The sequence below is a fragment of the Paracoccus sp. 08 genome (assembly GCF_024105395.1).
GTDB lineage: Bacteria > Pseudomonadota > Alphaproteobacteria > Rhodobacterales > Rhodobacteraceae > Paracoccus > Paracoccus marcusii.
This window is the reverse complement of the sequence record NZ_WEKR01000012.1, coordinates 1-25,949: the sequence shown is the minus strand read 5'-3', so window position 1 is coordinate 25,949 and position 25,949 is coordinate 1. Positions and strand designations below refer to the sequence as shown.

Sequence of the window (25,949 nt, the reverse complement as noted above, 5' to 3'; positions counted from 1 at the left end):
TGCCTCCGTATAGTGATGCCATGGCCGCCACCGGCCCGACTTCCCGATAGCTTACCGCCAACGAGGGAAAGATGACACAGACCCTGAACCTGACCATCAACGGAACCGCCCGGGCGATCGCCCTGGACGACCCGCGCGCGACCCTGCTGGACGTGCTGCGCGAACGGATCGGCCTGACCGGGACCAAGAAGGGGTGCGACCGCGGCCAGTGCGGCGCCTGCACCGTGCTGATCGACGGGCGGCGCATGAATGCCTGTCTGGCCTTGGCGCTGTCCCATGACGGGGCCAGCATCACCACGGTCGAGGGCCTGGCCCAGGGCGAGGACCTGCACCCCGTTCAGGCCGCGTTCATCCGCCATGACGGGTTCCAGTGCGGCTATTGCACGCCCGGCCAGATCATGTCGGCCGTCGCCCTGATCGCCGAAGGCGAGGCCGGGCTGGACCCCGAGCGCGTCCGCGAAGGGATGAGCGGCAACCTGTGCCGCTGCGCCGCCTATGCCGGCATCACCAAGGCCGTGCTGGACGCGACCCGCGTCATGACCGTCCGCGAGGACGCGGCATGAACCCGTTCGATTATACCCGCGCCGACACGCTGGAGGCCGCGGTGGGCGCCGATGGCGCGATCCTGGCGGGTGGGACGAACCTGCTGGACCTGATGAAGATCGGCGTGGCGACGCCATCGCGGCTTGTCGACATTTCGCGGTTGCCGATGCGGGAGATCGACGACCATGACGGCGGCCTGCGCATCGGCGCGATGGTCAGCAATGCGGATCTGGCGCGCGACCCGCGCATCCTGGCCCGGTTTCCCGCCGTGGCCGAGGCGCTGCTGTCCGGCGCGTCCCCGCAACTGCGCAACGCCGCCAGCACGGGCGGCAACGTGATGCAGGCGACCCGCTGCAGCTATTTCCAGGACCCGCTGTCGCCGTGCAMCCGCCGCGAACCCGGGTCGGGCTGTTCCGCCATCGGCGGCGTGACGCGCAACCACGCGATCCTTGGCTGGTCCGACGCCTGCATCGCGACGCACACGTCCGATCTGTGCGTGGCGCTGGCGGCCTTTGACGCGGTGGTCCATGTCGCAGGCCCGACCGGCACCCGCAGCGTGCCGATGGCCCGGTTCCACCCGCTGCCCGATGCGGTCGGCGTGCCGCCCGCCCTTTCGGCCGGAGAGGTCATTACCCATGTGACCCTGCCCGATCCCGGCGGCATGGCCCGACACGCCCGCTATCTGAAGCTGCGCGAGCGGACGTCCTATGCCTTTGCCATCGTCTCGGCCGCGGCGGGGGTCCATGTGGAGGACGGCCGGATCGTGGCCGCCCGCCTGGCCCTGGGCGGGGTCGCGGCCCGCCCGTGGCGCGCCCATGCCGCCGAGGCCGCCCTGATCGGCCAGCCCGCGTCCGGGGACGCCTTTGCCCATGCCGCCGCGCTGGCGGTGCAGGGTGCCGCGCCGTCGGGGGACAATGCCGCCAAGATCGTGCTGGCACAGCGGATCGCCCTGCGCGCGCTGATGCTGGCCGCACAGGGCACGCCCGACCGGATGCCGGCGCTTCCCGCCTCTGTCTTCGAAGGAGACGACCATGGCTGACGTGACGACCACCCAGCAGCATGTGCGCTTGGGCTCGAACGCGGGTCAGCCGATGACCCGGCGGGACGGGCTGCTGAAGGTGACGGGCCGGGCGCCCTATGCGGCCGACCTGCGGCCCGAGGGCGTGCTGCATGCCGTCACCGCCGTCGCGGGCATCGCGCGGGGCACGGTCACGCATCTGGACACCGACGCGGCCATGGCGCATCCGGGCGTGGTCAGGGTTTATACCCCCGCGAACCGACCCCCGCTGGCGGTCCATCCCGACACCAAGATCCACGGCTTTGCCTGGAAGACCGAGGCGCTGCAGGACGACACGGTCCGCTATGCCGGCCAGCCCATCGCGCTGGTCGTCGCCGAGACGTTGGAGGCCGCGACTGAGGGCGCGCGCCTGCTGAACCCGCAGTATCGTACCGACCCGCCGCGGATCGGCCTGGACGGCGATGCGCCCTATGAGCCGGAGACCGTCAGCATCGGCCGCCCGCCGTCGCTGCAGGTGGGGGACATGGACGCCGTCCGCGCGCGGGCCGCCCACCATGTCGACACGGTGATCGAGACCGCGGCCCAGTATCACAACGCGTTGGAACCCCATGCCATCACCGCCCGATGGATCGGCGACCGGCTGGAGATCGACACGCCGAACCAGGCCATCGGCCTGCTCAAGCAAAGCTTTTCGGCCTATCTGGGCATCGATCCGGCGCAGATCGTGATCCGCAGCCCGTTCCTGGGCGGCGGCTTCGGGTCCAAGGCCATCCTCTACGGTGCCCAGCTGATGGTCGTTCTGGCGGCGCGGGACCTGGGCCGGCCCGTCAAGCTGGCCCTGCGGCGCGACCAGACGTACGGCCCGGTCGGCCACCGTCCCGCCACGCGCCAGACGCTGCGGCTGGACCTGGACGACCAAGGGCGCATCATGGCGCTGGACCATCACACGTTGGCCGTCGCCTCCAGCTTCGACGATTTCATCGAAAGCGCATCGAACGCCTCGCACAGCGTCTATGCCACGACCGCGATGCGCACGACGCACAGCGCGGTGCGCGCCGATACCGGCACGCCCGGCCCGATGCGCGCGCCCGGAGAGGCGCCGGGATCGGCGGCCCTGGAGGTGGCCATCGACCAGGCGGCCCATGCGATGGGCATGGACCCGCTGGCCTTCCGCCTGCTGAACTATGCCGAAACCGACCCGGCATCGGGGATGGCGTTTTCGTCCAAGGCGCTGCGCGACTGCTATGCGTGGGCCGCTGACCTGTTCGGTTGGGCCGACCGCCCGACCGCGCCGCGGCAGATGCGCCAGGGGCGGCTCCTCAAGGGCTGGGGCATGGGCACGGCGCAGTTTCCCTGCCCGATGTTCCAGGCTGCGGCGCATGCGACGCTTCGTGCCGATGGCAGCGCTGTGGTCGAAACGTCGGCCGCGGATATGGGGCAGGGCGCCTGGACCGCGCTGGCGCAGATCGCCGCCGACGGGCTTGGCATCGATGTCGACCGGCTGGAGTTCCGGTCGGGCCATTCCGACCTGCCCGATGCCGGGGTGGCGGGCGGATCGGGCCACACGGCCACGGCGGGCACGGCGCTGTTCAACGCGGGCGCCGACACGGTGCGGCAGCTGGCCGACATCGCGACGAAGGATCCCGCATCACCGCTGTTCGGGGCCGGCAATGCGGGCGTCACCGCGCGGGGCGGGCGCCTGTACCGCAACGACGACGACAGCCGCAGCGAGGCCTATGAGGACATCCTGGCGCGCGCCGGGCTGGACCTGCTTCGCGGAGAGGGCAGGGGCGCCCGCGAGGGCGAGCCGGAACGGGCCATGTTCTCTCATGGCGGGGTCTTTGCCGAGGTGCTGGTCGACCCGGACCTGGGCCAGATCCGGGTCAGCCGGCTGATCGGGGCCTTTGCCGCCGGTCGCATCGTCAACCCGCATCTGGCGCGCAGCCAGCTGCTGGGCGGGATGATCTGGGGCATCGGCTTTGCGCTGCACGAGGAGGCGGTCCATGACCCGCGCACGGGGCGGTTCACCAACAACGACCTTGCCGGATATCACATCCCGGTCAATGCCGACGTGCCGCATGTCGAGGCGCTGACCGTCCACGAGGACGACGAGTTCGTGAACGCGCTTGGCATCAAGGGTGTCGGAGAGCTGGGCGTCACCGGCACGGTGGGCGCCATCGCCAATGCCGTCTGGCATGCGACCGGCATCCGCCCGGTGCGGTTCCCGATCCATCCCGAAAGCCTGATCTGACGGAAAGGGCCGGCCCCGCGCAGGGGCCGGCCGCAGGGATCAGTTCGACTTGACCGCGGGCAGGTCGATGTTGATCTCAAGGCTGGACATGTTGTCGCCGCGCTCCATGCGGACGTCGACATCCTTGTCGCCGATCGGCACGTGCTTGCGGATCGCCGCGACGATGTCGCGCTGCAGCATCGGCAGGTAATCCGCCTCGGCGGTGCCGCTGCTGCTGCGTTCATGGGCCAGAAGGATCTGCAGGCGGTCCTTGGCCGTCTGCGCGGTCGCGGGCGGGGTCTTCTTGCGGGCGAATCCGAACAGGTTCATGACGCCCGCCCGAACAGACGCTGGAACAGGCCGGGGCGGCGTTCGCCCTGGATGCGCATCTCGACCTGGGTGCCGGTCAGTCGGCTGACGGCGTCGTTATAGGCCTGGGACGCGGCGGAAGGGCCGTCCAGGGTGACGGGCGTGCCGACGTTCGATGCCTTCAGGATCGCCTTGCTTTCCGGCACGACGCCCAGCAGCGGGACGGCCAGGATCTCCAGCACGTCGTCGACGGTCATCATCTCGCCGCGGTCGACGCGCTCCTGGTCATAGCGGGTGATCAGGACCTGCGCCTTGATGGGCTCGGCGCCCTGGGTCTCGGCGCGCTTGGTCTGGCTGCTCAGCAGGCCCAGGACGCGGTCGCTGTCGCGCACCGACGAGACCTCGGGGTTGGTCACGACGACGGCTTCGTCGGCAAAATACATCGCCATCTGGGCGCCGTGCTCGATCCCCGCCGGGCTGTCGCAGACGACATAGTCGAATTCGGCCTTCAGCTCGTTCAGGACCTTCTCGACGCCCTCCTTGGTCAGGGCGTCCTTGTCGCGGGTCTGCGAGGTCGGCAGGATCGACAGCGTGTCGACCCGCTTGTCCTTGATCAGCGCCTGCTTCAGCTTGGCGTCGCCCTGGATGACGTTGATGAAGTCGAACACCACCCGGCGCTCGCAGCCCATCGTCATGTCCAGGTTGCGCAGACCCACGTCGAAATCGATGACGACGGTCCGGAAGCCCTTCTTGGCCAGCGCGGCCGAGATCGCCGCCGACGATGTCGTCTTGCCCACGCCGCCCTTGCCCGACGTGATCACGATGACCCGCCCAAGGGGCGGGTTGGTCTTGGGTTCTGTCGTCATGCGATCACCTCCATGCAAAGTTTTTCATCCCTGAGATATATGTGCGTGCAGCGTTGGAGGGCCGCCGCATCCAGCGTCTCGCTGGTCTGGTAAAGGCCCGCGATGGCCACCAGTTCGGCGCTGAGGTTCTGGCAGAAGATATGCGCGCCCTCGTCGCCATGACATCCCGCCATCGCGCGCCCGCGAAGCGTGCCATAGACATGGATGTTGCCCGCCGCCACCAGCTCGGCGCCCGACGCCACGGTTCCGATGATGGTGAGGTCGCCATGTTCGGCCATCACCCGCTGTCCGGACCGGACGGGCGCGTGGATGACGACGTTCTGGACCGGGGGCGGCACGTCGGCTGCAGCCGCGGCACCCGACGCGGCGGCGGCAGCGGCGGCCGCGCGGGGCAGCGGTGCGTCGCGTCCGGTGGTCACCGGGATCAGCCCGTGCCGGCCCAGCAGCGCCTCGTCCATGCCATGCGCGTTCTGGACGCCGAAGACCCGCAGTTCGCGGGTCCGCAGATGCGCCAGCAGGTCGCCGATGCGGCCGTCCTCGCGCAGGCCGGGGGCGTTGGCCAGGTCCAGCACCATCGGCGCGCCGGCAAAGAACTGGGGCGTGGTGCGCAGCTGTTCGTCCAGCTGGGCATAGAAGGCCGGGTCCGGGCTGTCACGATCGATGCGCAGGACAAGCGCGGTCAGGAATCGACCGCGCACCTGAAAGGCGGCGACGGTGGCCGGCGCGCGATCATGCCGGTTCCGGGCGTATCGTTCTGACACGTCGAGGCTGCTCCTGCTCTGGGGCGGGTCGCGATTCGGTGCCGCGCCGCTTTTGTTGACCCTCCTCTTTCACGAACTGGCGGACAAAGGAAGAATCCCTGCGCATTTTCAGCAGGAACCCGCCGCCGGAATGGCCCGCCCATGGCAGACAGGCGGTTCCCTGCCGACGCGCGCGACCCCCTGCGCAGCGATCACGGCCGCCGCGCAGGGCCGGGTCAGGTTCAGATGCGCGCCTGCTGCCGCAGCGTGCGGACCTGTTCGGCCGTCAGATAACGACTGGCGGCCAGACCGTTGTCGCCCTGCCAGCGGGCGATGGCGCTGCGGGTCGAGGGTCCGAACGCCCCGTCGGCGCGCCCGCTCAGATAGCCCAGGCTGATCAGCTGACGCTGGATCGCCACGCGTTCGTCGCGGGTCAGGCTCAGCAACTCCTCGTCGATGGCGGCCGCGCGGTTCTCCGTCGGCGCCGGGTCGCGGCCTGCCGCATCGCTTTGCAGCGACCGGACCTGCGCGTTGGTGACATAGCCCGTCACCCGTTCGCCGGTGTCGCGCTGCCACATGCGGATCGCCTCTCGCGTGCCGGTGCCGAACAGGCCGTCCGCGCCCTTGGGGTCATAGCCCAGGGCGATCAGGTTGCGCTGGATCTGCACGCGCTGGCTGCGCGAAAGGCGCAGGTCCAGTTCGGCCTGCGCCGCGGATGTCGCCGGATCGGCGGGGGCGGGGTTCGATGCGGCCGCCCCGTTCTGCAGCATCCGCGCCTGGTTGGCGTTCAGATAGCCGTTGCCGGGAAGCTGTCGGGAATCCTGCCAGGCCGCGATCGCGCGGCGCGTGCCGGACCCGAAGACGCCGTCGATCCCCGACCGATAGAAGCCAAGCGTCGCCAGTCGCCGCTGGATCGCCATGCGGCTGGCCCGCGACAGGCCCAGATCGGCCTCGGCCCGCGCGGCGTTGTTCTGCGCCACGGGCGCGCCGCCCAGGTTCGACAGCCGCTGGCGGGCCTCGCGCGCATGGGTGCCGTTCGGATAGGCGTCGAGATACTGGCGATAGGCCGCGGCAGAGCCGTTCTCGACCACGCCCTGCCACAGCGAGCTTTCCTGGGCGGCCTGCTGCTGTTCCAGCAGGGTCTTGGCGATCGTGCCGACCATCTCGCCCAGGTCGGTTTCCGCCATTGCCATCTGGCCGGGCAGGGCCATCGTGCCTGCCAGCATCGTGGAAATGATAAAGCGTCGCATCATGTCTGTCCTTCCCGCGCGGATCAAAGCCGTACTGTCAACGTGCGTGATACCCGAAATATTTCCCGCGGAACCGGCGAAGACGCAAAATAAAGCAGATGTGTCCGTTCGTGTCGGGACCGGAGCGGCCCCGCGCGACGCCTATCGCCGCGCGGCGGGACGGACCGGGGCGGGATCGCCGATGGCGGCGGCCTTGGCCTTGCCGCGCCACAGGATGAACAGGCCGGACAGCACGATCAGTCCCGATCCGACCAGCATCCCCACGGTCAGCGTCTCGTCGAACAGCGCGATCCCCAGGGCCGCGCCGAACAGCAGTCGGGTATAGCGGAACGGGGTCACGGCCGACACGTCGCCGGTGCGCATCGCCTTCATCAGGCAGGAATAGGCCCCGATGCCGATCAGGACGGTCGCCGACAGCAACATGGCGGCGCGCGCATCGGGCATCACGAAGCCCTGCCGCTGCCACAGGGAAAACAGCAGGCCGGCCACGGCCAGCGCCAGAAACCCGTACAGCCCCAGGATCGCGGTGCTGAGGCTGCGCGGCGCGGCGCGGCTGGCCAGGTCGCGGCCTGCAAAGCCCAGCATGCCGATCACCGCCAGCAGCGACAGGGCCGAGAACCCGCCCGTTCCCGGCCGCAGGATGATCAGCACGCCCAGCAGGCCCAGCCCGATCGCCGTCCAGCGCCGCCAGCCCACCCGTTCGCCAAAGATCAGGGCCGCACAGGCCACCACCACCAGCGGCGTCGCCTGCAGGATCACGGTCGCCGTGGACAGCGGGATCAGCGCCAGCGCCAGGACATAGAACAGCCGTCCCGTGATCTCGAAGAACACCCGGACCCGCATGGCCCGCGACAGCACGTCCGGCGTCATCAGCGCGTCGCCCTGCGCACGAGCGATGATCGCGAACAGCGCCGCACCGCCCAGGCCGAACAGCATCATGATCTGGCCCACGGGCAGCAGGTCCGACACCGCCTTGACCAGCGCATCCTCCAGCGCGAAGGCCGCCATGGCGACGATCATCCATGCTGCGCCGATGGCGTTAAGCCGCGCGGGCGTGTCCGTGTTCAACATCATGGTCCCCGCCGCTGCCTTGCGCCCTGCGCATAGGCGTCTTGGACGCAATGTGCAAACCCCAACCATCCGTCGTCCACCATGCGAATGGAACGGAACCGGAACATTTGTATCGCGTTAACCATGCTGAAACACGAAAGGCTGTTCCCATGGACGATACCGATCCCAAATCCCATCCCGTCGACAACGCCGAAAAGGAACCTTCGGCCTGGGTCAGCGGCGATGATCCGATGACCGGCGCACAGGCGTCCTACCTCAAGACGCTCAGCGAGCAGGCGCACCAGCCCGACGCCTATGACGAGAACATCAGCAAGGCCGAGGCGTCGACCCGCATCGATGCGCTGAAGGCCAAGCTGGACCTTGAATAAGACCGGGCTGCGGGCCGCGCTGGCCCGCAGCCTGATCCCGCCTGTCGCGGTCGTGCGGGAACGACCGGATCGCCGTCGCGTTGGCCGGGACCTTTTTCCCTGTTGATCGGACCTGAACCGTGCCCCTTCGCATCCTGGTTGTCGCCAGCGAGACCAAAGACCAGCGTGACGAACGGCGCCGTTATGCCAATACGGCTTCCCACGAAAGCTATGCCTTGGCGCTCAAGGCCTTGCGCGATGATCTTGAAATCGATTCGACGTCCTGTGTAGAGAACGGCACGCAGATGAGCCTGCGCGATCTGGCGCAGTTCGACGGCATCGTTTTTGCCGGATCGCCGATCCAGATGCACCATGTCAGCGACGAGACGCGCCGTGCCGCCTCATTCATGCGCCTGGTCTTCGATTCAGGGACGCCGTCCTTTGGATCGTGTGCGGGATTGCAGATCGCGGCGGTGGCCGCCGGGGGCGCGACCGGCCCGCGACAGCCGGGCATAGAGGCCGCGCTGGCCCGCAACATCCTGACCACCGATGACGGTCGCGACCACCCGATGCTGGCCGGACGCCCGCCGGTCTGGACGGCGCCCGCGATGCATTCCAGCGTCGTGACGACCCTGCCTCCGGGCGCACGGGTGTTGGCCCGGAACGCCGACACCCCCGTCGAGGCAGCCGAGATTCGGCATGGCAACGGCGTCTTCTGGGGCGTCCAGTATCACCCCGAGATCACCTTGGCCGAGGTCGCGGCCTCGCTGCGCCGCCAAGCGTCCAACCTTGTCGATGCCGGGCTGGCCGCCAGCATCAAGGCGGTCGAGGATCATGCGGACAGGCTGCAGGCGCTCAGCGACGACCCCGCCCGCACGGACTTGGCCTGGCAACTGGGCGTGGATGATCAGGTGACCGACACGGCCAACCGCATGCGAGAGATCGGCAATTTCCTGTCCGCGCTTGAGGGGAACGCCCTACGCCTGCCGCATGGGCGCTGACCCCGACTGCGGCCCGTGACATCGGGACGCGATGCCGCGGCGCGGAACGACGGTCGGGGGCAGGCGTTGGCCCCGGAACTCAGCCATTCGGACCGCATCCCATGCCAGACACCCCGCAGAACCCCCTTGCCATCGTGACCGGCGCCGATTCCGGCATCGGGCGAGCAACCGCCATCGCGCTGGCCAAGGCGGGCCATGACCTGTTGATCACCTATCGGTCGGACCGCGACGGCGCGTCCGAGACGGTATCCAAGATCACCCAGATTGGCCGCCGGGCACGCCATGTGCGTTGCGACCAAAGCGTCCCTGACGACATCGCCGCGATGTTCGCGGACCTGGATGACCAGGGGATCGCCGCGCGCGTGCTGGTCAACAATGCCGGCATCGACGCCAGCGGCACGCCGGCGGCACAGATGACCGACGATGACTGGCTCAAGACGATCGCCACGGATCTGACCGGTCCGTTCATGCTGTGCCGCGCCTTTGCCACCCGTGCCGTCAAGGCGGGGAACGGCGGACGGATCGTCAATGTCAGCTCGATCCACGAGGATACGCCACGCATCGGATCGGCCGCCTATGACGCCGCCAAGGGCGGGCTGCGGATGTTGACGCGCACGCTGGCGCTGGAACTGGCAGGCGATGCGATCACCGTGAACAACGTGGCGCCCGGCATGATCCTGACCCCGATCAACCAGGCGGCCAAGGACGACCCCGACCTGCGCCGCAAGATGGAGAAGAACATTCCCCTGGGCCGCGCGGGCGAACCGCACGAGGTCGCCGACCTGATCGCCTTTCTGGCATCGGACGCGGCGGCATACGTGACGGGGCAAAGCGTCTTCATCGATGGCGGGCTGTCGATCAACCTGGGGCAGGGCGCCTGATGGCGCGCGACGCCGCGGGCTATCTGCCCCTGTCCGATTATGCGGCGCTTGGCGACGGGCGCGGCGTGGCCCTGTCCGGTGCGGACGGGGGCATCGACTGGTGGTGCGTGCCGAACATGGACAGCCCGCCGCTGTTCGATCGCCTTCTGGTCGGTCACGACGTGCTGGAAAACGGCGCGCAGGGCGGCCATTTCACGATCACGCCGCGGGGGACGTTCTCGGCCACCCGGCGTTACCGGCCCGACAGCAACGTGCTGGAGACGCGGTTTCGCACCGATGACGGCGTGGCCGTGCTGATCGAAAGCCTGAACAGCTCCACCGCAGGACGGCTGCCTTGGGCGGAGCTGGCGCGACGCATTCAGGTCCTGGACGGGCGGATGAGCTTTGACGTGGTGCTGCAGCTGGGCCACCGGTCGGGCAAGCGCAGCCCCTACATGGCCAAGCGCGGCCCCTACGAGACGTTCCATGTCGGATCGGTGCTGGGCCTGTTCCTGCATGGCGAACAGCTGCAGATCGACCATCGCGGCGACGACCGGGTCGAGGCGCGGCTGGTCCTGACCCGGGGCCAGACCGAGGTCATCGCCATCGTCGCCGGCGCGAACGAGCCGCTGGTCGTGCCGCCCCTGTCCGACATCGACGCCCGCATCGACCTGTCCGACCAGGAATGGCGCGACTGGTGCGCCCTGATCGCGCCCGACCTGCCCGACCGCGATTTCCTGATGCGGCAGGCGCTGGCGCTCAAGGTGCTGCTCTATGCGCCCAGTGGGGCGATCGCCGCGGCGGCCACGACCTCGCTGCCCGAACGGATCGGGGGCGACAAGAATTACGACTATCGCTTTGCCTGGGTGCGGGACGCGGGCTACGTCATCGAATCCTTCCTGCACCTGGGGATCATGGCCGAGGCCAAAGCCGCGCTGACCTGGCTTTTGAACCAGCTTTGCGCGCATGGGGCCAAGGTCTGCTTTTCGCTGGACGGCGGCGTCGAGGAGGGCATGGAGGAGATCCCCGTTCCCGGCTATCGCGGATCCCGCCCGGTCCTGTCGGGCAACCGCGCGGCGCGCCAGCATCAGCACGGCATCTATGGCGACATCTTCGAGACGGTGTCGGCATTCGTGCGCGCCGGCGGCCTGATCGACGACCGCAGCGCCGAGACGCTGTCGCATCTGGCCGACGAATGCGCCGACCGCTGGAAGCAGAAGGACAGCGGCATCTGGGAACTGCCGCAGCTTGAACATTACACGATGTCCAAGATCAGCTGCTGGCAGGCGCTGAACCGCGCGGTCGAACTGGCCGATGCCGGCCAGCTGCCCACCACCTGCCGCGACCGCTGGAGCCGCGAGCGCGCCCGCGTCGCCGCCTGGATCGATGCACATTGTTGGGACGCGGACATCGGCGCCTATGTCATGCATCCCGGCACCACCCGGCTGGACGCGGCGCTGATCCTGGCGGTGCGTTTCGATTACGACGGCCATGACCGTCTGCGCAGCACGCTGGACGCGATCGACGCGCAACTGGGCGCGGGTGGGCACCTGCACTACCGATATACCGGCATGGACTCCGAAGAGGGGTGCTTTCTGGCCTGTTCGTTCTGGATGGTCGAGGCACGTGTCCTGCTGGATCAGCGCGACAAGGCGTTTGCGCTGATGTCGGGGCTGCGCGCACGTATCGGCGATGCGCCGGGCATCCTGCCCGAGATGATCGACCCCGACAGCGGAGAATGGCTGGGCAACATGCCCCAGGGTCTTAGCCATCTGGCGGCCTTGCAGGCCAGCTTGGCCCTGTCGCGCCAATCGTCGTGAAAGTTTTCAGGATGCCCCGCGGCTTGCGCGCCATCCGGTCGGCGCGCAGGAACCGTTCCCCCGGGGGGCCGCGTTTCATCAGCGAACGAATTGCTGCTGAAAGGAACGTCCCATGAAACTGGACGGAAAGAACATCGCCCTGCTGATCTCTCCCCGTGGAACCGAGGAGCCGGAGTTTTCCAAGCCGCTGGCCGCATTGCGCGACGCCGGTGCCAAGGTCACGGTCGTCAGCACCCAGACCGGCACTGCCAAGACGGTGAACGGCGATCTGGATCCGGGGTCGGATCATCAGGTCGACAGTGCGGTCGGCTCGGTCTCGGCCAGCGATTTCCACGGGCTGGTCATTCCGGGCGGCACCGTGGGCGCGGATACGCTGCGCGCGGACAAGGATGTGGTGGCCTTCGTCCATGACTTCTTCTCGCAGGGCAAGCCAGTCGGTGCCATCTGCCACGCCCCTTGGGTGCTGATCGAAGCCGGTGTGCTGAAGGGGCGGACCATCACCTCCTATCCCAGCCTCAAGACCGACATCACCAATGCCGGCGCGACCTGGGTGGACAAGGAGGTCATGACCGACAGCGGTCTGGTGACCAGCCGCAACCCGGACGATCTGCCCGCCTTCTGCGCCAAGCTGATCGAGGAGTTCGGCGAAGGGCGCCACGAAGACCAGACCCGCAGCGCCTGAGGCATTACCTGCGCCCGTCATCCGTGACGGGCGCCTCTGCTGACCCATTTATGGTCAAGCCGCGTCCCATTGGGACGAAAAACTCAGGGCCCACCGGGCCTTATTTTTTTGCCACTGAGATGACGCAGCCACAGTGACGCAATCGTGCCACCGCCGGCATTGGCCGTTTTCCAAACCGTTGTCGCCGATCTGACAAGATCAGCAAAGGGTCCGTGCCTCCCATTATCGACACGACATCCCCCGGCCCGATCCGCGGAACGGCGCCCATCGCGGGAAAAGCTGAACGAAGGGCTTGCCGAATCTTCCCGGCGGACCCACGGTCGCACGGCGTCGTGAACGCATCGAGTGGTGTCCGGGCCCCTCTGACGAAAGTGGCGGCGCTTTCGTGATGTCGGCACCTGTTTTCGGATTCACCGCCTGGACTTTTCCTCATGACACAGGACACCCTATCCACCGCGCAAAAGCGCCCGGTCCTTTCCTATCTGAAATGGGCGATCATCGTCACCTTCCTGGGCCTGGCCCTGGGCGCGGTGCTGGGATGGCAGACGACCGGCACGCTTGGGGGCATGCTGTCGATCCTGTTCATCGTCACGGTGCTGGCGGTGCTGGAGATCTCGTTGTCCTTCGACAACGCCATCGTGAACGCCAACAAGCTCAAGGACATGCAGCCGGTCTGGCAGCGCCGCTTCCTGACTTGGGGCATCCTGATCGCCGTCTTCGGCATGCGGATCGTGTTCCCGCTGCTGATTGTGGTGATCGCGGCGGGCATCGGCCCGTGGCAGGCGCTGGTGCTGGCCGCAAGCCAGCCCGATGAATACGCCCGCATCATGCATGACGCGCACCTGCCCATCGCCGCCTTCGGAGGGACGTTCCTGATGATGGTCGGGCTCAGCTTCTTCTTCGACCATGAAAAGGACGTGCACTGGGTCGGCTGGATCGAACATCACATGGCCAAGTACGCCTCGATCCGCGGGGTCGAGGTCGCGGTGGTCCTGCTGTTCGTCCTGGGCTTCTCGCATCTGCTGGAGGGTGCGGAACGCACGACCTTCTTCACCGCCGCGATCTGGGGCCTGATGACCTTCCTGCTGGTCGAGGTTCTGGGCGGGCTGCTGGACAGCACGCAGGAGACCCTGCACGGTGCCGCCAAGGGCGGTCTGGGCGCGTTCCTGTACCTTGAGGTCCTGGACGCGTCCTTCAGCTTCGACGGCGTGATCGGTGCCTTCGCACTCAGCCAGAACCTGTTCGTGATCGCGATCGGCCTGGGCATCGGGGCGATGTACGTGCGGTCCATGACCATCATGCTGGTCGAGAACAGCACCCTGTCGGAATACCGCTATCTGGAACACGGCGCCTTCTATGCGATCATTGCGCTGTCCGTGGTGATGTTCGCCCAGTCCCTTGTCCACATCCCCGAGGTCATCACCGGCCTGGGCGGTGCGACGCTGATCGGCATCTCGCTGTGGTCGTCGATCCGCTGGAATCGGCACGAGGCACAGCTCGCCGCTCAGTGACGACGCACCCTGCGGCCGCGCCCGACGCGGTCGCAGGAACGGCATGAATGGCGCGCCATCATTTATGTCGCAATTTCATCGTTCGAACGGGAACGATGGCGTGATCGGCGGGTTCGGCAGACGGACCACTGATCACAAGGGCGCATCCCATGGCCACAGTTTCGCGTTCCGGCCTGTCGGACAGCTCCCTGCTGGGCCTGGCAATCTTGAATTTCTTCCTGGCGGATGCGCGGGACGGGCTTGGCCCGTTTCTGGACGCCTTTCTGGCGACGCGCGGCTGGTCGCCGCTGACCCTGGGGGCGATCGCGACGGTCGGTGGGCTGATCGGCCTTGCCCTGACCCCGTTCGCGGGGGCGCTGGTCGACAGGTCGCACTGGAAACGCGCGCTGATCGCCGGCCCGGTCATCGTCATCACCGCGGGGGCGCTGCTGGTGCCTGATCCGGCTGTGGTCTGGGTCGGCACCATTGCCACCGTGGTGCTGGGCGTGGTCATCGCCCCCGCCTTGGCAGGGCTCAGCCTGGGGCTGGTCGGGCAGCGCGCCTTTCCGCGCCAGATCTCGCGCAACGAATTCTGGAACCACAGCGGCAACCTGGCATCGCTGATGGCGATCTATCTGGCTGTCAGCCTGTTCGGAGAGTTCTCGGTCGTCTGGCTGATGATCGTGACGGCGCTTGGGGCGCTGATCGCGCTGCGGATGATCCGCCCGGACCGGATCGACCATGACGTGGCACGCGGCATGGTCGGGGGCCAGGGTACGGACGACCATGCCCGGCCATCCGGCCTGTCGGTGCTGTTGCACAACCGCGGCCTGATCCTGCTGGCGCTGGTGATGATGCTGTTTCATTTCGGCAATGCCCCGATGAGCCGGCTGATCGCGCAGGAATTCTCGATCCAGTTGGGAACGCCTTTCCGCACGACGGCGCTGATCACCGGGGTCGCACAGGCGACGATGATCGCGGTGGCCGCGGCGACCCCGTGGCTGATCCGGCGTCTTGGGTTGCGGTCGTGCTTTCTCATCGCGCTGTGCGCGCTGCCGCTGCGTGGCGTCCTGGCGGGGATGGTCCCGGATTTCTGGGTCGTGGTTCCGGTGCAGATGCTGGACGGGATCGGCGCCGGCATGCTGGGCATCCTGACCCCGGTTGCCGCGGAACGGCTGCTGGCCGAGACCGGGCGGTTCAATCTGGGCTTTGCGACGGTGATGACCGTGCAGGGGGTCGGGGCGACCTTCTCCAACGTCTTCGCCGGCTGGATCGTGTCTGGCCACGGCTATGGCATGTCCCATTTCATCGGCGCGGGCGTGGCCCTTGCGGCCTTGGCGGTGTTCCTGCTCTTCAGCCGGACTATCGCGCCGGGACCTAGGTCCGCGGACTGACCGGGCAGGGGAATGGCCTGATGCGTTGACTTTTGATGGTGAAAAGAACAAAACAGGAACTTACAGCCCTGTTCCGGTAACCCCATGTCTGCCTCCTCCGCCACGCTTTCCGCGCTTCGCAGTCGCATCTCGCATCTCGAGGGGCATGTGCAGACCCATGCGGTGCTGCCCTTCGGGCTGCCCGAGCTGGACCGCCGCCTGCCCCAGGGCGGGCTGGCCCTGGGCTGTCTGCACGAGGTCGCGGGCAGCGGTGCGGGCGCCGCTGACGGGGCCGCGGCTGCCTGCTTCGCGGCCGGCATCGCCGCGCGCCTGCCGGGTCAGGTCCTGTGGTGCGTGACGCGGGCGGACCTGTTCGCGCCGGGCCTGGCACAGGCCGGTCTGACCCCCGACCGGGTCATTCATGTCGAGGCCGGGGACGAGACATCCGTCCTGGCCTGCATGGAGGAGGGGTTGCGCCATGGCGGCCTGGCCGCCGTCGTGGCCGAGATCGGGCGCCTGTCCATGACCGCCTCGCGCAGGCTGCACCTGGCGGCCAAGAACACCGGCACCACGGGCATCGCGCTGCGCCGCTGGCGGTGGCTGGCGGATGCCGACGACTTTGGCCAGCCCACCGCGGCGATGACGCGCTGGCGCGTGTCGGAACGCCCCTCAGCCGCGCTGCCGGTGCCGGGCCTTGGCCGTGCGCTGTGGTTGGTGGAACTGATGCGCGCACGGGCGGGCGAGACCTTCGATCTGGAAGTGGAGGCATGCGATGGCACGGGTCATCTCGGTCTGCCTGCCGATGTGGCCGATCGACCGGCTGCGGCGGGTGGGCGATACGCCTTCGGATAGCGCGCCGCTGATCCTGTCGGGCCGGGCGGGCAGCCGCCGGGTGGTCACCGCCGCCTGCGACCGCGCGCTGGCGCTTGGCCTGCGGCCGGGCATGCCGGTCAGCAAGGCGCAGGCGATGATCCCCGACCTGCGCGTCGAGCCGGCCGACCCGGATGCCGACATGGCGGCGCTGGAACGGCTGGCCCTGTGGCTGATGCAACGCTTTGCGCCCATCGTCGCGGTCGATCCGCCCGACGGGGTGGTGATCGACGCGACCGGCACCGACCATCTGCACGGCGGAGAGGACGCGATGCTGCAGGCTATCCTGGGCCGGCTGACCCTGTCGGGCATCGTCGCGCGGCTGGCCATGGCCGACACGTGGGGCGCGGCCCATGCCCTGGCCCGCCACGGCGCGGACCTGCCCATCGTCGCGACCGGCGACATGCAGGCGGCGCTGGCGCCCCTGCCTTTGTCCGCGTTGCGCCTGCCGCCCGCCATCGTCGGCGGGCTGCAGGATCTGGGCCTTGCGACCATCGCGGATCTGATCGCGGTGCCGCGCGCGCCGCTGACCCGCCGGTTCGGACCTCAGGTGATGCGCCGCCTGGACCAGGCTCTGGGCAGCCTGGGCGAACCCGTGGACCCGCTGCGCCCTGCCGACCTGGTGACCGCACGCCGTGCCTTTGCCGAACCGATCGGCGCGGCCGAAACCATCGCCCGCTATATCGACAGGCTGGTCCGCGATCTGTGCCGCCAGCTGGAGGCGCGGGGCCTGGGCGCGCGGCGGCTGGACCTGATCTGCTGGCGGGTGGACAGCCGCGCCCAACCCGTGCGCGTGGGCCTGGCCGCGCCCCTGCGCGACCCCGCACGCCTGATGCGCCTGTTGTGCGACAGGATCCCCACCATCGATCCGGGCTTCGGGATCGAGATCATGTCCCTGACCGCGACCCTTGCCGAACCCCTGGCCCCGCGCCAGACCGACAGCCTGCTGGAACCCGCGGCTCCCGACATGTCCAGCCTGATCGACAGCCTGACGAACCGGGTCGGCGCGCGCGCCGTCTATCGCCTGGCGCCGGTGGCCAGCGACGTGCCCGAACGGTCGGTCACCCGCGTGGCGCCGATGAGCGTCATCGCCGAGGGCTGGCCCGACCACTGGCCGCGCCCCTCGCGGCTGCTGGCGCGGCCCGAACCGATCGACACCATGGCCCTGCTGCCCGACCACCCGCCCCGTTGGATCGTCTGGCGCGGCGCCCGCCACGACGTCGAGGGCGCCGACGGACCGGAACGCATCTTCGGCGAATGGTGGAAGCGCGATGCCGAAACCCGCGCGGTGCGCGACTATTTCCGTATCGAGGACCAGGCCGGGCGCCGGTTCTGGATCTTTCGCCAGGGCGACGGAGAGGACGTGACCACCGGGTCCCACAACTGGTTCCTGCACGGTGTCTTCGGATGAGCTATGTCGAACTGCAGGTGACCTCGCATTTCTCGTTCCTGCGCGGGGCGTCCTCCGCGCAGGAGCTGTTCGCCACCGCGGCGCTGATGGGCATGCGGGCGCTGGCCGTCACGGACCGCAACAGCCTGGCGGGCATCGTCCGCGCGTTCGAGGCGTCCAACGACACCGGCGTGCGGCTGATCGTCGGCTGCCGCCTGGACCTGCGCTGCGGCATGTCGGTGCTGGTCTATCCGATGGACCGCGCGGGCTATGGCCGACTGTGCCGTCTGCTGTCCCTGGGCAAGGCGCGGGCGGGCAAGGGGGCATGCCACCTGGACTGGGCCGATGTGGCGGACCACGGTCAGGGCCTTCTGGCGGTGCTGGTCCCCGACATGGCCGATGACGACTGTGCGCTGCGCCTGCGCCGGATGCGCGACGTCTTCGGCGATCGCGCCTATCTGGCGCTGACCCTGCGGCGGCGGCCCAACGATCCGCTGCGCCTGCATCGGCTGTCCCTGCTGGCCGCGCGGGCCGGGGTGCCGACGGTGGTCACCAACGACGTGCTGTTTCATGACCCCGACTGCCGCATCCTGCAGGACGTGATGACGGCGATCTGCCACAACACAACCGTCGACGCCCTGGGCTTTCGCCGCGAACGCCATGCCGACCGCCACCTGAAGACCCCTGCCGAGATGGCGCGCCTGTTCGCCCGCTATCCCGATGCGCTGGCCCGCAGCGCCCAGATCGCCGACCGCTGCCGATTTTCGCTCAAGGAGCTGCGCTATCAGTATCCCGAGGAACGCCCCGACCCCTCGGTCAGCCCGCAGCAGACGCTGGAGGCGCTGACTTGGCAGGGCGCGGCCGTCCGCTATCCGGACGGGACCCCGCCCAAGGTCGCGGCGACCCTGCGCCACGAACTGGCCCTGATCGCCAAGCTGGAATACGCGCCCTATTTCCTGACCGTGAACAACATCGTCCGCCACGCCCGCAGCCAGGGCATCCTGTGTCAGGGGCGGGGGTCGGCGGCCAATTCCGCGGTCTGCTTCGTGCTGGGCATCACGGCGATCGACCCCCAGGGCGGCAACCTGCTGTTTGAGCGCTTCATCAGCGAGGAACGCCACGAACCCCCCGATATCGACGTGGATTTCGAACACGAGCGGCGCGAGGAGGTCATCCAGTGGATCTATCGCACCTATGGCCGCGATCGCGCCGCGCTGACCGCGACCGTGATCCGCTATCGCACCAAGGGCGCGCTGCGCGACGTGGGCAAGGCCCTGGGCCTGCCCGAGGACGTGATCCGCGCCATCTCGGGCCAGATCTGGGCCTGGTCCGAGGACGGCGTGCCCGAAACCCTGCTGCGGGAGCTGAACCTGAACCCCGCCGACCGCCGCCTGCGGCTGACGCTGGACCTGGCGGCGCGGCTGCGCGGCACGCCCCGGCACCTGTCCCAGCATCCCGGCGGCTTTGTCCTGACGCAGGACCGGCTGGACGAGCTGGTCCCGATCGAACCGGCCGCGATGCAGGACCGCCAGATCATCGAATGGGACAAGGACGACATCGACGCGCTGAGGTTCATGAAGCTGGACGTGCTGGCCTTGGGGATGCTGACCTGCATCGCGCGCTGCTTTGCCCTCTTGGACCGCCACAAGGGCCTGCGGCTGGACCTGGCCACCATCCCGGCCGACGACGAGGCGACATTCGACATGATCTGTCGGGCCGACACGCTTGGCACCTTTCAGATCGAAAGCCGGGCGCAGATGTCGATGCTGCCCCGGCTGAAGCCGCGCAGCATCGCGGACCTGACCATCCAGGTAGCCATCGTTCGGCCCGGCCCGATCCAGGGCGACATGGTCCATCCCTATCTGCGCCGCCGCGCCGGGCTGGAGGCGGTGGTCTATCCCAAGCCGGAACTGGAACAGGTGCTGGGCCGCACCTATGGCGTGCCGCTGTTTCAGGAACAGGCGATGCGCATCGCCATCGAATGCGCGGGCTTTACCCCCGGCCAGGCCGACATGCTGCGCAAGTCGATGGCGACCTTCAAGCTGACCGGCGGGGTGTCGGCCTTTCGCGACCGCGTCATCGAGGGGATGATCGCCAACGGCTATGATCCCGAATTCTCGGAAAAGATCTTTCGCCAGCTGGAGGGGTTCGGCAGCTACGGCTTTCCCGAAAGCCATGCGGCCAGCTTTGCGCTGATCGCCTATGCCTCGGCCTGGCTGAAATGCTGGCATCCCGACGTGTTCTGCGCGGCGCTTCTGAACAGCCAGCCGATGGGGTTCTATGCCCCGGCCCAGATCGTGCGCGATGCGCGCGATCATGGCGTGGCGATCCGCCCCGTCTGCATCGCGCTGTCGGACTGGGACTGCACGCTGGAACCGGCGGGGCAGGGGTTCGCCGTCCGCTTGGGTCTGCGCATGGTCAGGGGGTTGGCCGAAACCCATGCCCGCGCCATCGTGGCCGCCCGGCCCGCCGCCACGGCCCAGGACCTGTGCCGCCGCGCGGGCGTGCCCGCCGCCGCCCTGACCCGCATCGCCGAGGCCGACGGCTTTCGCCCGACCTATGGCCTGGCGCGTCGCGAGGCGCTGTGGGCCATTCGCGGCCATCAGCCGGACCTGCCGCTGTTCGCCGCCATCCCCGCCCCGGAACCCGTCGTCGCCTTGTCCCCCATGCCCGCCGGACGCGAGGTGGTCCAGGATTACGCCCATACCGGCGTCACCCTGCGCCGCCACCCGCTGCCCTTCCTGCGCGACAGCCTGACCCGCCGCCGCATCCGCCCCTGTTCCGAGGCGATGGCCAGCGCCGACCGCCGCTGGATGCATGTCGCGGGGTTGGTGCTGGTCCGTCAGCGCCCCGGATCGGCCAAGGGCGTGATGTTCATCACGCTGGAGGATGAAAGCGGCATCGCGAACCTGGTGCTGTGGCCCAAGGTCTTCGACCGGCACCGCCGCATCGTCCTGGGTGCGGGCATGATTGGGGTCGAGGGCCGCGTCCAGCGCGCCGGAGAGGTGGTCCATCTGGTCGCCCATCGCCTGACCGACATGTCGGCAGAGCTTGCCTCCGTCGGTCGGCAGGGCACCTTTCCGCTGCCGCACGGCCGCGGCGACGAATTCCACCGCTGCGCGCCGCCCCCCGATCCGCGCAGCCAGGGGCCCAAGCCCCGCCAGATCTATGTCCGCGACCTGCCGCGTGACGGGATCACCGTGAAGACCCGCGATTTCCGCTGACGGTCCGGTCCTTGCGGGGCCATGACGTTTCTGTATAACATGAAGTATGGAAAAGAATCGCACCCTGGACGTCCTGTCCGCGCTGGCCCATGATATCCGCCTGGACGTCTTTCGTTTGCTGGTGCAGGCGGGGCCCGCGGGCATGGCGGCCGGCGACATCGCCACGCGGCTGGACATCCGCTCGAACACGCTGTCGAACAACCTGACCATCCTGACCGCCGCGGCCCTGGTCCGGTCGGTCCGCGAGGGGCGCTCGATCCGCTATTTCGCGCGAATGGACACGATGGGTGGCCTGCTGGGCTTTCTGCTGCAGGACTGCTGCGGCGGTCGCCCCGACCTGTGCCAGCCGGTACTGGACCAGATCGCCTGCACTTGCGGGCCCATGACACGCACGGATGCCGCCCCATGACCGAACCGTCCCCCGCACAGCCCAGCCCCCTGGGCGTGTTCGAACGCTGGCTGACCCTGTGGGTCGCGCTGGCGATGATCGCCGGGCTGGCCTTGGGCGCACTGGCGCCCGGCGCCGTGCAGACCATCGCCGCGGCCGAGGTCGCCTCGATCAACCTCGTCGTCGCGGTGCTGATCTGGGCAATGGTCTATCCGATGATGGTCAGCGTCGATTTCGCGGCCATCGGCGGCGTCGCCCGACAGCCCAGGGGCCTGCTGATCACGCTGGTGGTGAACTGGCTGGTCAAACCCTTCACGATGGCGCTGCTGGCGGTGCTGTTCTTCGATCACGTCTTCGCCCCCTGGATCGCGCCGCAGGATGCGCAGCAATATATCGCCGGTCTGATCCTGCTGGGCGCCGCGCCCTGCACGGCGATGGTCTTTGTCTGGTCGCAGCTGACACGGGGGGACGCGACCTATACCCTGGTGCAGGTGTCGGTGAACGACCTGATCATGGTCGTGGCCTTTGCCCCCATCGTGGCCCTGCTGCTGGGTGTGACCGACATCGCGGTGCCGTGGCAGACGCTGGTCCTGGCAACCGTCCTCTATGTGGTGCTGCCGCTGGCGGCGGGCCTGCTGACGCGGCGCTTCCTGCGCGACCCCGCCCGGATCGAGGCGTTCTCGGCGCGGGTCAAGCCCCTGTCGGCCCTGGGGCTGATCGCGACGGTCGCGATCCTGTTCGGCCTGCAGGGCCGGACCATCCTGGACCGCCCGGCCATCATCGCGCTGATCGCCGTGCCGATCCTGATCCAAAGCTATCTGATCTTTGCCATCGGTTATGGCGCGGCCTGGCTGATGCGCGTGCCGCACCGCATCGCGGCCCCCTGCGCGATGATCGGCACGTCCAATTTCTTCGAACTGGCAGTCGCGGTCGCCATCAGCCTGTTTGGCCTGAATTCCGGCGCCGCGCTGGCCACGGTGGTCGGCGTGCTGGTCGAGGTGCCGGTGATGCTGTCCCTGGTCGCCTTCGCCAACCGCACGCGGGGGCGGTTCCCGGACCTCTCTTCAGCCCCCGCACCGAAAGGACCTGCCCGATGAGCGATGCCGCGACCCTGAACCCCGATGCCTTTCGCCTGGTCCGGGCCGCCGACCTGGTGCCCGCCGCCCGCAGCAGCCATCCGCCTCGGATCCTGATGCTGTACGGATCGCTGCGCAAGCGCAGCTTCTCTCGCTTCGCGACAGAGGAAGCGGCCCGCATGTTGACCGCCTTGGGGGCCGAACCGCGCATCTTCGATCCCCGCTGCCTGCCCCTGGCCGATGCGACCGAGGCCGACCATCCCAAGGTGGCCGAACTGCGCGATCTGGTCGGCTGGTCCGAGGGGATGGTCTGGTGTTCGCCCGAACGCCACGGCGCGATGACCGGGGTGATCAAGACGCAGATCGACTGGATCCCGCTGTCCCTGGGCGGCGTGCGCCCCACGCAGGGCAAGACGCTGGCGGTGATGCAGGTCTGCGGTGGCAGCCAAAGCTTCAACACCGTGAACCAGCTGCGCATCCTGGGCCGCTGGATGCGGCTGCTGACGATCCCGAACCAGTCCTCGGTCGCCAAGGCATGGGGCGAATTCGACGACGACGGCCGCATGAAGCCGTCCCCCTATCACGACCGCATCGTGGACGTGATGGAGGAACTGGTGCGCTTTACCCTGCTGACCCGCGACATCCGCGATCAGCTGGTCGACCGCTACTCGGAACGCGTCGAAAGCCACGAGGCGCTGTCACGGCGGGTGAACCAGGGCCAGGCGGTCTGACGGGTCGTGCAGGCTTGACGGTGCCGCCGGGGTTGCCGACAGTCGGTCCGACCCGATCCCGGAAGGCATCCCATGGCACTGAAGATAGCGGTTCTTGACGACTACGCCGACGTGGCGCGCCGATATGCCGACTGGCCGCAGGGCGACGATGTCACGGTCTTTCACCGCACGTTGACCGACCCTGCCGAACTGGCCGCGACGCTGGCGCCCTTCGACGTGCTGTGCGTCATGCGGGAACGGACGCCACTGGACGGCGCGCTGATCCGCGCCCTGCCGAACCTCAAGCTGATCGTGACCACCGGGGCGCGCAACCTGTCGATCGACGTGGCCGCCGCGCAGGAACGCGGCATCACCGTCTGCGGCACGCAATCACGGGGGACCACTACCGCCGAATTCGTGATGGCGCTGATGCTGGCCCTGACCCGGCGCATCGTCCCCGAGGCCAATTCCGCCGCCGCCGGGGGCTGGCAGACAAGCATGGGCCGCGACCTGTCCGGGCTGACGCTTGGCATCGCGGGCTTTGGCCGCATCGGGCGCCAGGTCGCCACGCTGGCGCGGCCCTTCGGGGTCGAGATCCTGGCCTGGTCGCGCAGCCTGACGGCGGACCGGGCCGCGGCCGACGGGGTGCGCCACGCGCCCGACCTTGATGCGCTGCTGCAAGGATCGGACATCGTGTCGATCAACCTGGTGCTGTCCGACACGACGCGCGGCCTGTTCGGGGAACGGGAACTGGCGCTGATGCGTCCCGACGCGCTGCTGCTGAACACCTCGCGCGGGCCGATCGTGCAGGTGGATCCGCTGCTGGCGGCGCTGCGCGCGGGACGCTTGGGCGGTGCCGCGCTGGACGTGCATGACGTCGAGCCGCTGCCCGACGGGGCGCCGGTCCTGGATCGCGACCTGATCGACAGCGGGCGGCTGCTGGTCACGCCGCATCTGGGCTATGTCAGCGACCAGACGTTCCGGATGTTCTACCGCCAGACCGTCGAGGCGGTCGAGGCCTGGAAGGCCGGCCGGCCGATCCGCGTCATCGGGGGCGGGCCGCAGGCTACTCCGTCAACCTGATCGAATATTCGTCGGCCAGCCATTCCAGCACGAAGCGGCGGGTGGCATCGTCGATGCGCGTCACGCTGGCGGCCAGGTGCTGGGCGTCGTCGCCGACCAGCGACTGATAGGCCCCCAGGATCGCCGGCGCGCGCGCGATGTATTCGGGGTCGCTGCGCGCCGCGCGGATCGCCTGCAGCCAGGTCTCGCGGATCGCGGGCGGGGTGTCGCCAGGCAGGACCAGCATCTTCTGCGCCGCGAACCCTGCCGATGCAAAGACGCGATAGGCGTCGTATTCCGGCCCCGAGGGCTGCGTGCCGTGCAGGTGCTCGTACAGCTCCTCCAGCGTGGGCAGGTCGGGGAAGGTCGGGTCGCGCCGGACGCTGCCATCGGCGTCCACGATTCCCCAGCTGAACAGCGGCACCGCATCGCCCGCGGCGACCATCGGTGCCACGTTCTGCAGATAGGCCGACGTGGTCTGATAGTCGATGTTGACCTCGTGAAGGCGCATCGCCTCCAGCCCGTCGTGCCGGCCGGTATAGCCGAAGACATAGTTCGCATCCAGGCCCAGCACCCGGAAGGCCAGCATCGGCACGAGGTCCAACGAGGTGATCCCCTGGCTGGCAAAGACCAGCTGGTGGTCCTGAAGCGCCGCGATGTCGCGCCAGGATGCGACCCCCAGATCGCCCGCCACATAGACCACGCCGCCCGTGGGCGATGCCATCAGCACCGACCAGTCGTCGAAATCGTACCGCACGCGGAAATCGCCCAGCAGATAGGCGAACAGCGACGATCCCGACGTGCCCAGCAGGCTGAGCCCGTCGGCCGACGCGTCTTCGGCAAAGGCGTTCGAGCCGCGCGTGCCGCCGCTGCCCGGTTCGTTGCGCACCACGATCGAGGGTTGACCCGGCAGGTGACGCGCCAGCAGCGGCGCGTGGAACCGCGCCCAGACATCCGACCCCCCGCCCTGAGAGAACGGGATGACCAGTTCGACCGTCTGGCCGGCAAAGTCGACATCCTGTGCCGTGGCCGCGCGCGCCGACAGCATCGCCATCGCGGCGGTGACGCAGATCATCAGCGCGCCGGCAAGGCCGGGCGCGGTCGGTGCGTGTCGCATGGCTTGCCTCCCTGGCGTGGCGACCTTGCGGCCGTCTCTCCCTGCTGCGTCATGTTTAGGGGCTGTATCTTCGCCGATCCACCCCCTAAGAGGGAAAAGTCCCCCGAGCCGAGGCGAAGGCCATGCGGATCGTCCTGATCGAAGACAACCAGATGCTGGCCCGCGCGGTCGAGCAGGCGCTGCGCGAGCAGGGCCATTCCGTCGACTGGCTGGCCGACGGGCAGGATGGGCTGGACTTCCTGACCCATGACGGCGCCGATCTGGCCATCGTCGACATGAACCTGCCGCGGCTTGGCGGCCTGGACGTGATCCGCCGGACCATCGCGATGGACCTGGACATCCCGGTGCTGGTCCTGACCGCACGCGACGGGCTGGACGACCGGGTGGCGGGGCTGGATGCCGGGGCCGACGACTACATGACCAAGCCCTTCGAGATGGCAGAGCTGTGCGCCCGCGTCCGCGCCCTGGGCCGGCGCCGCGGCAAGCGCGGTCAGATGGTCGAGACGATCGGC

Annotated in this window: 24 protein-coding genes; 18 read left to right on the top strand and 6 right to left on the bottom strand. The window is 68.6% G+C overall.

Annotated elements, in window-relative coordinates:
- Positions 1-71 precede the first annotated feature (71 nt).
- Genes GBO37_RS06085 through GBO37_RS06075 form a run of 3 tightly spaced genes read left to right on the top strand, consistent with a single transcriptional unit; the run spans position 72 to position 3,812 of the window.
- Positions 72-563 (top strand): (2Fe-2S)-binding protein, encoded by a 492-nt coding sequence (locus GBO37_RS06085; protein ID WP_252927835.1) that lies wholly within the window; start codon positions 72-74, stop codon positions 561-563.
- Positions 560-1,582, top strand: coding sequence for a xanthine dehydrogenase family protein subunit M (locus GBO37_RS06080; protein WP_252927832.1), 1,023 nt, complete (start codon positions 560-562; stop codon positions 1,580-1,582). Before GBO37_RS06085 ends, GBO37_RS06080 begins: the two co-directional genes overlap by 4 nt.
- Complete coding sequence (locus GBO37_RS06075) at positions 1,575-3,812, top strand: xanthine dehydrogenase family protein molybdopterin-binding subunit (RefSeq protein ID WP_252927831.1); 2,238 nt, start codon at positions 1,575-1,577, stop codon at positions 3,810-3,812. The genes GBO37_RS06080 and GBO37_RS06075 overlap by 8 nt, the downstream gene beginning before the upstream one ends.
- Before the next feature lie 39 nt (positions 3,813-3,851).
- Here GBO37_RS06075 and minE read toward each other — a convergent pair whose 3' ends face one another.
- The 5 genes from minE to GBO37_RS06050 all read right to left on the bottom strand — a co-directional run bounded on the left by minE (position 3,852) and on the right by GBO37_RS06050 (position 8,030).
- Positions 3,852-4,121, bottom strand: coding sequence for a cell division topological specificity factor MinE (gene minE, locus GBO37_RS06070; RefSeq protein WP_176695051.1), 270 nt, complete (start codon positions 4,119-4,121; stop codon positions 3,852-3,854).
- Entirely contained in the window at positions 4,118-4,966 is an 849-nt protein-coding gene (gene minD / locus GBO37_RS06065; RefSeq protein WP_045981816.1) for a septum site-determining protein MinD, read from the bottom strand. The genes minE and minD overlap by 4 nt, the downstream gene beginning before the upstream one ends.
- Positions 4,963-5,727: a septum site-determining protein MinC gene (gene minC, locus GBO37_RS06060; RefSeq protein WP_252927828.1), complete on the bottom strand. Its 765-nt coding sequence runs from the start codon at positions 5,725-5,727 to the stop codon at positions 4,963-4,965. The genes minD and minC overlap by 4 nt, the downstream gene beginning before the upstream one ends.
- Positions 5,728-5,948: 221 nt before the next feature.
- Complete coding sequence (locus GBO37_RS06055; RefSeq protein WP_252927825.1) at positions 5,949-6,959, bottom strand: peptidoglycan-binding protein; 1,011 nt, start codon at positions 6,957-6,959, stop codon at positions 5,949-5,951.
- A gap of 138 nt (positions 6,960-7,097) precedes the next feature.
- Positions 7,098-8,030, bottom strand: coding sequence for a DMT family transporter (locus GBO37_RS06050; protein WP_252927823.1), 933 nt, complete (start codon positions 8,028-8,030; stop codon positions 7,098-7,100).
- Between the two features lie 146 nt (positions 8,031-8,176).
- On the opposite strand from GBO37_RS06050, the gene GBO37_RS06045 reads away from it, so the two are divergent.
- The 14 genes from GBO37_RS06045 (at position 8,177) to GBO37_RS05980 (ending at position 24,341) form a co-directional block, all read left to right on the top strand.
- Entirely contained in the window at positions 8,177-8,395 is a 219-nt protein-coding gene (locus GBO37_RS06045) for a DUF3072 domain-containing protein (RefSeq protein ID WP_127899739.1), read from the top strand.
- Positions 8,396-8,514: 119 nt separating this feature from the next.
- Complete coding sequence (locus GBO37_RS06040; protein WP_252927821.1) at positions 8,515-9,375, top strand: gamma-glutamyl-gamma-aminobutyrate hydrolase family protein; 861 nt, start codon at positions 8,515-8,517, stop codon at positions 9,373-9,375.
- 101 nt (positions 9,376-9,476) lie between these two features.
- Positions 9,477-10,256: an SDR family oxidoreductase gene (locus tag GBO37_RS06035; protein WP_045981811.1), complete on the top strand. Its 780-nt coding sequence runs from the start codon at positions 9,477-9,479 to the stop codon at positions 10,254-10,256.
- On the top strand, positions 10,256-12,055 hold the full coding sequence (locus GBO37_RS06030; protein WP_252927819.1) for a glycoside hydrolase family 15 protein: 1,800 nt from the start codon (positions 10,256-10,258) through the stop codon (positions 12,053-12,055). Before GBO37_RS06035 ends, GBO37_RS06030 begins: the two co-directional genes overlap by 1 nt.
- Before the next feature lie 112 nt (positions 12,056-12,167).
- On the top strand, positions 12,168-12,737 hold the full coding sequence (locus tag GBO37_RS06025; RefSeq protein ID WP_252927817.1) for a type 1 glutamine amidotransferase domain-containing protein: 570 nt from the start codon (positions 12,168-12,170) through the stop codon (positions 12,735-12,737).
- A 431-nt stretch (positions 12,738-13,168) separates the two neighbouring features.
- Positions 13,169-14,248, top strand: coding sequence for a DUF475 domain-containing protein (locus tag GBO37_RS06020; protein WP_045981808.1), 1,080 nt, complete (start codon positions 13,169-13,171; stop codon positions 14,246-14,248).
- Between the two features lie 149 nt (positions 14,249-14,397).
- Positions 14,398-15,621 carry an MFS transporter gene (locus GBO37_RS06015; RefSeq protein WP_252927815.1) on the top strand — a complete coding sequence of 408 codons (1,224 nt, stop codon included), beginning with the start codon at positions 14,398-14,400 and terminating at the stop codon, positions 15,619-15,621.
- 84 nt (positions 15,622-15,705) lie between these two features.
- Positions 15,706-16,452 carry an ImuA family protein gene (locus GBO37_RS06010; RefSeq protein WP_252927813.1) on the top strand — a complete coding sequence of 249 codons (747 nt, stop codon included), beginning with the start codon at positions 15,706-15,708 and terminating at the stop codon, positions 16,450-16,452.
- Positions 16,373-17,881, top strand: a complete 1,509-nt coding sequence (locus tag GBO37_RS06005; protein WP_252927812.1) for a DNA polymerase Y family protein — start codon at positions 16,373-16,375, stop codon at positions 17,879-17,881. The genes GBO37_RS06010 and GBO37_RS06005 overlap by 80 nt, the downstream gene beginning before the upstream one ends.
- A complete protein-coding gene (locus GBO37_RS06000) occupies positions 17,878-21,084 on the top strand; it encodes an error-prone DNA polymerase (RefSeq protein WP_252927810.1) in 3,207 nt (1,068 codons plus the stop codon). The genes GBO37_RS06005 and GBO37_RS06000 overlap by 4 nt, the downstream gene beginning before the upstream one ends.
- Before the next feature lie 46 nt (positions 21,085-21,130).
- Positions 21,131-21,493, top strand: coding sequence for a helix-turn-helix transcriptional regulator (locus GBO37_RS05995; RefSeq protein WP_252927808.1), 363 nt, complete (start codon positions 21,131-21,133; stop codon positions 21,491-21,493).
- Entirely contained in the window at positions 21,490-22,569 is a 1,080-nt protein-coding gene (gene arsB, locus GBO37_RS05990) for an ACR3 family arsenite efflux transporter (RefSeq protein WP_252927806.1), read from the top strand. The genes GBO37_RS05995 and arsB overlap by 4 nt, the downstream gene beginning before the upstream one ends.
- Positions 22,566-23,279 carry an arsenical resistance protein ArsH gene (gene arsH, locus GBO37_RS05985; RefSeq protein ID WP_252927804.1) on the top strand — a complete coding sequence of 238 codons (714 nt, stop codon included), beginning with the start codon at positions 22,566-22,568 and terminating at the stop codon, positions 23,277-23,279. The genes arsB and arsH overlap by 4 nt, the downstream gene beginning before the upstream one ends.
- Positions 23,280-23,351: 72 nt before the next feature.
- Positions 23,352-24,341, top strand: a complete 990-nt coding sequence (locus GBO37_RS05980) for a D-2-hydroxyacid dehydrogenase family protein (RefSeq protein WP_252927802.1) — start codon at positions 23,352-23,354, stop codon at positions 24,339-24,341.
- On the opposite strand, the gene GBO37_RS05975 is transcribed toward GBO37_RS05980, so the two are convergent.
- Positions 24,325-25,437 carry a tripartite tricarboxylate transporter substrate binding protein gene (locus tag GBO37_RS05975; RefSeq protein ID WP_252927800.1) on the bottom strand — a complete coding sequence of 371 codons (1,113 nt, stop codon included), beginning with the start codon at positions 25,435-25,437 and terminating at the stop codon, positions 24,325-24,327. The genes GBO37_RS05980 and GBO37_RS05975 overlap by 17 nt on opposite strands.
- Before the next feature lie 122 nt (positions 25,438-25,559).
- On the opposite strand from GBO37_RS05975, the gene GBO37_RS05970 reads away from it, so the two are divergent.
- Positions 25,560-25,949, top strand: a 390-nt coding sequence (locus GBO37_RS05970) for a response regulator transcription factor (protein ID WP_252927797.1), incomplete at its 3' end; no start/stop codon positions are given.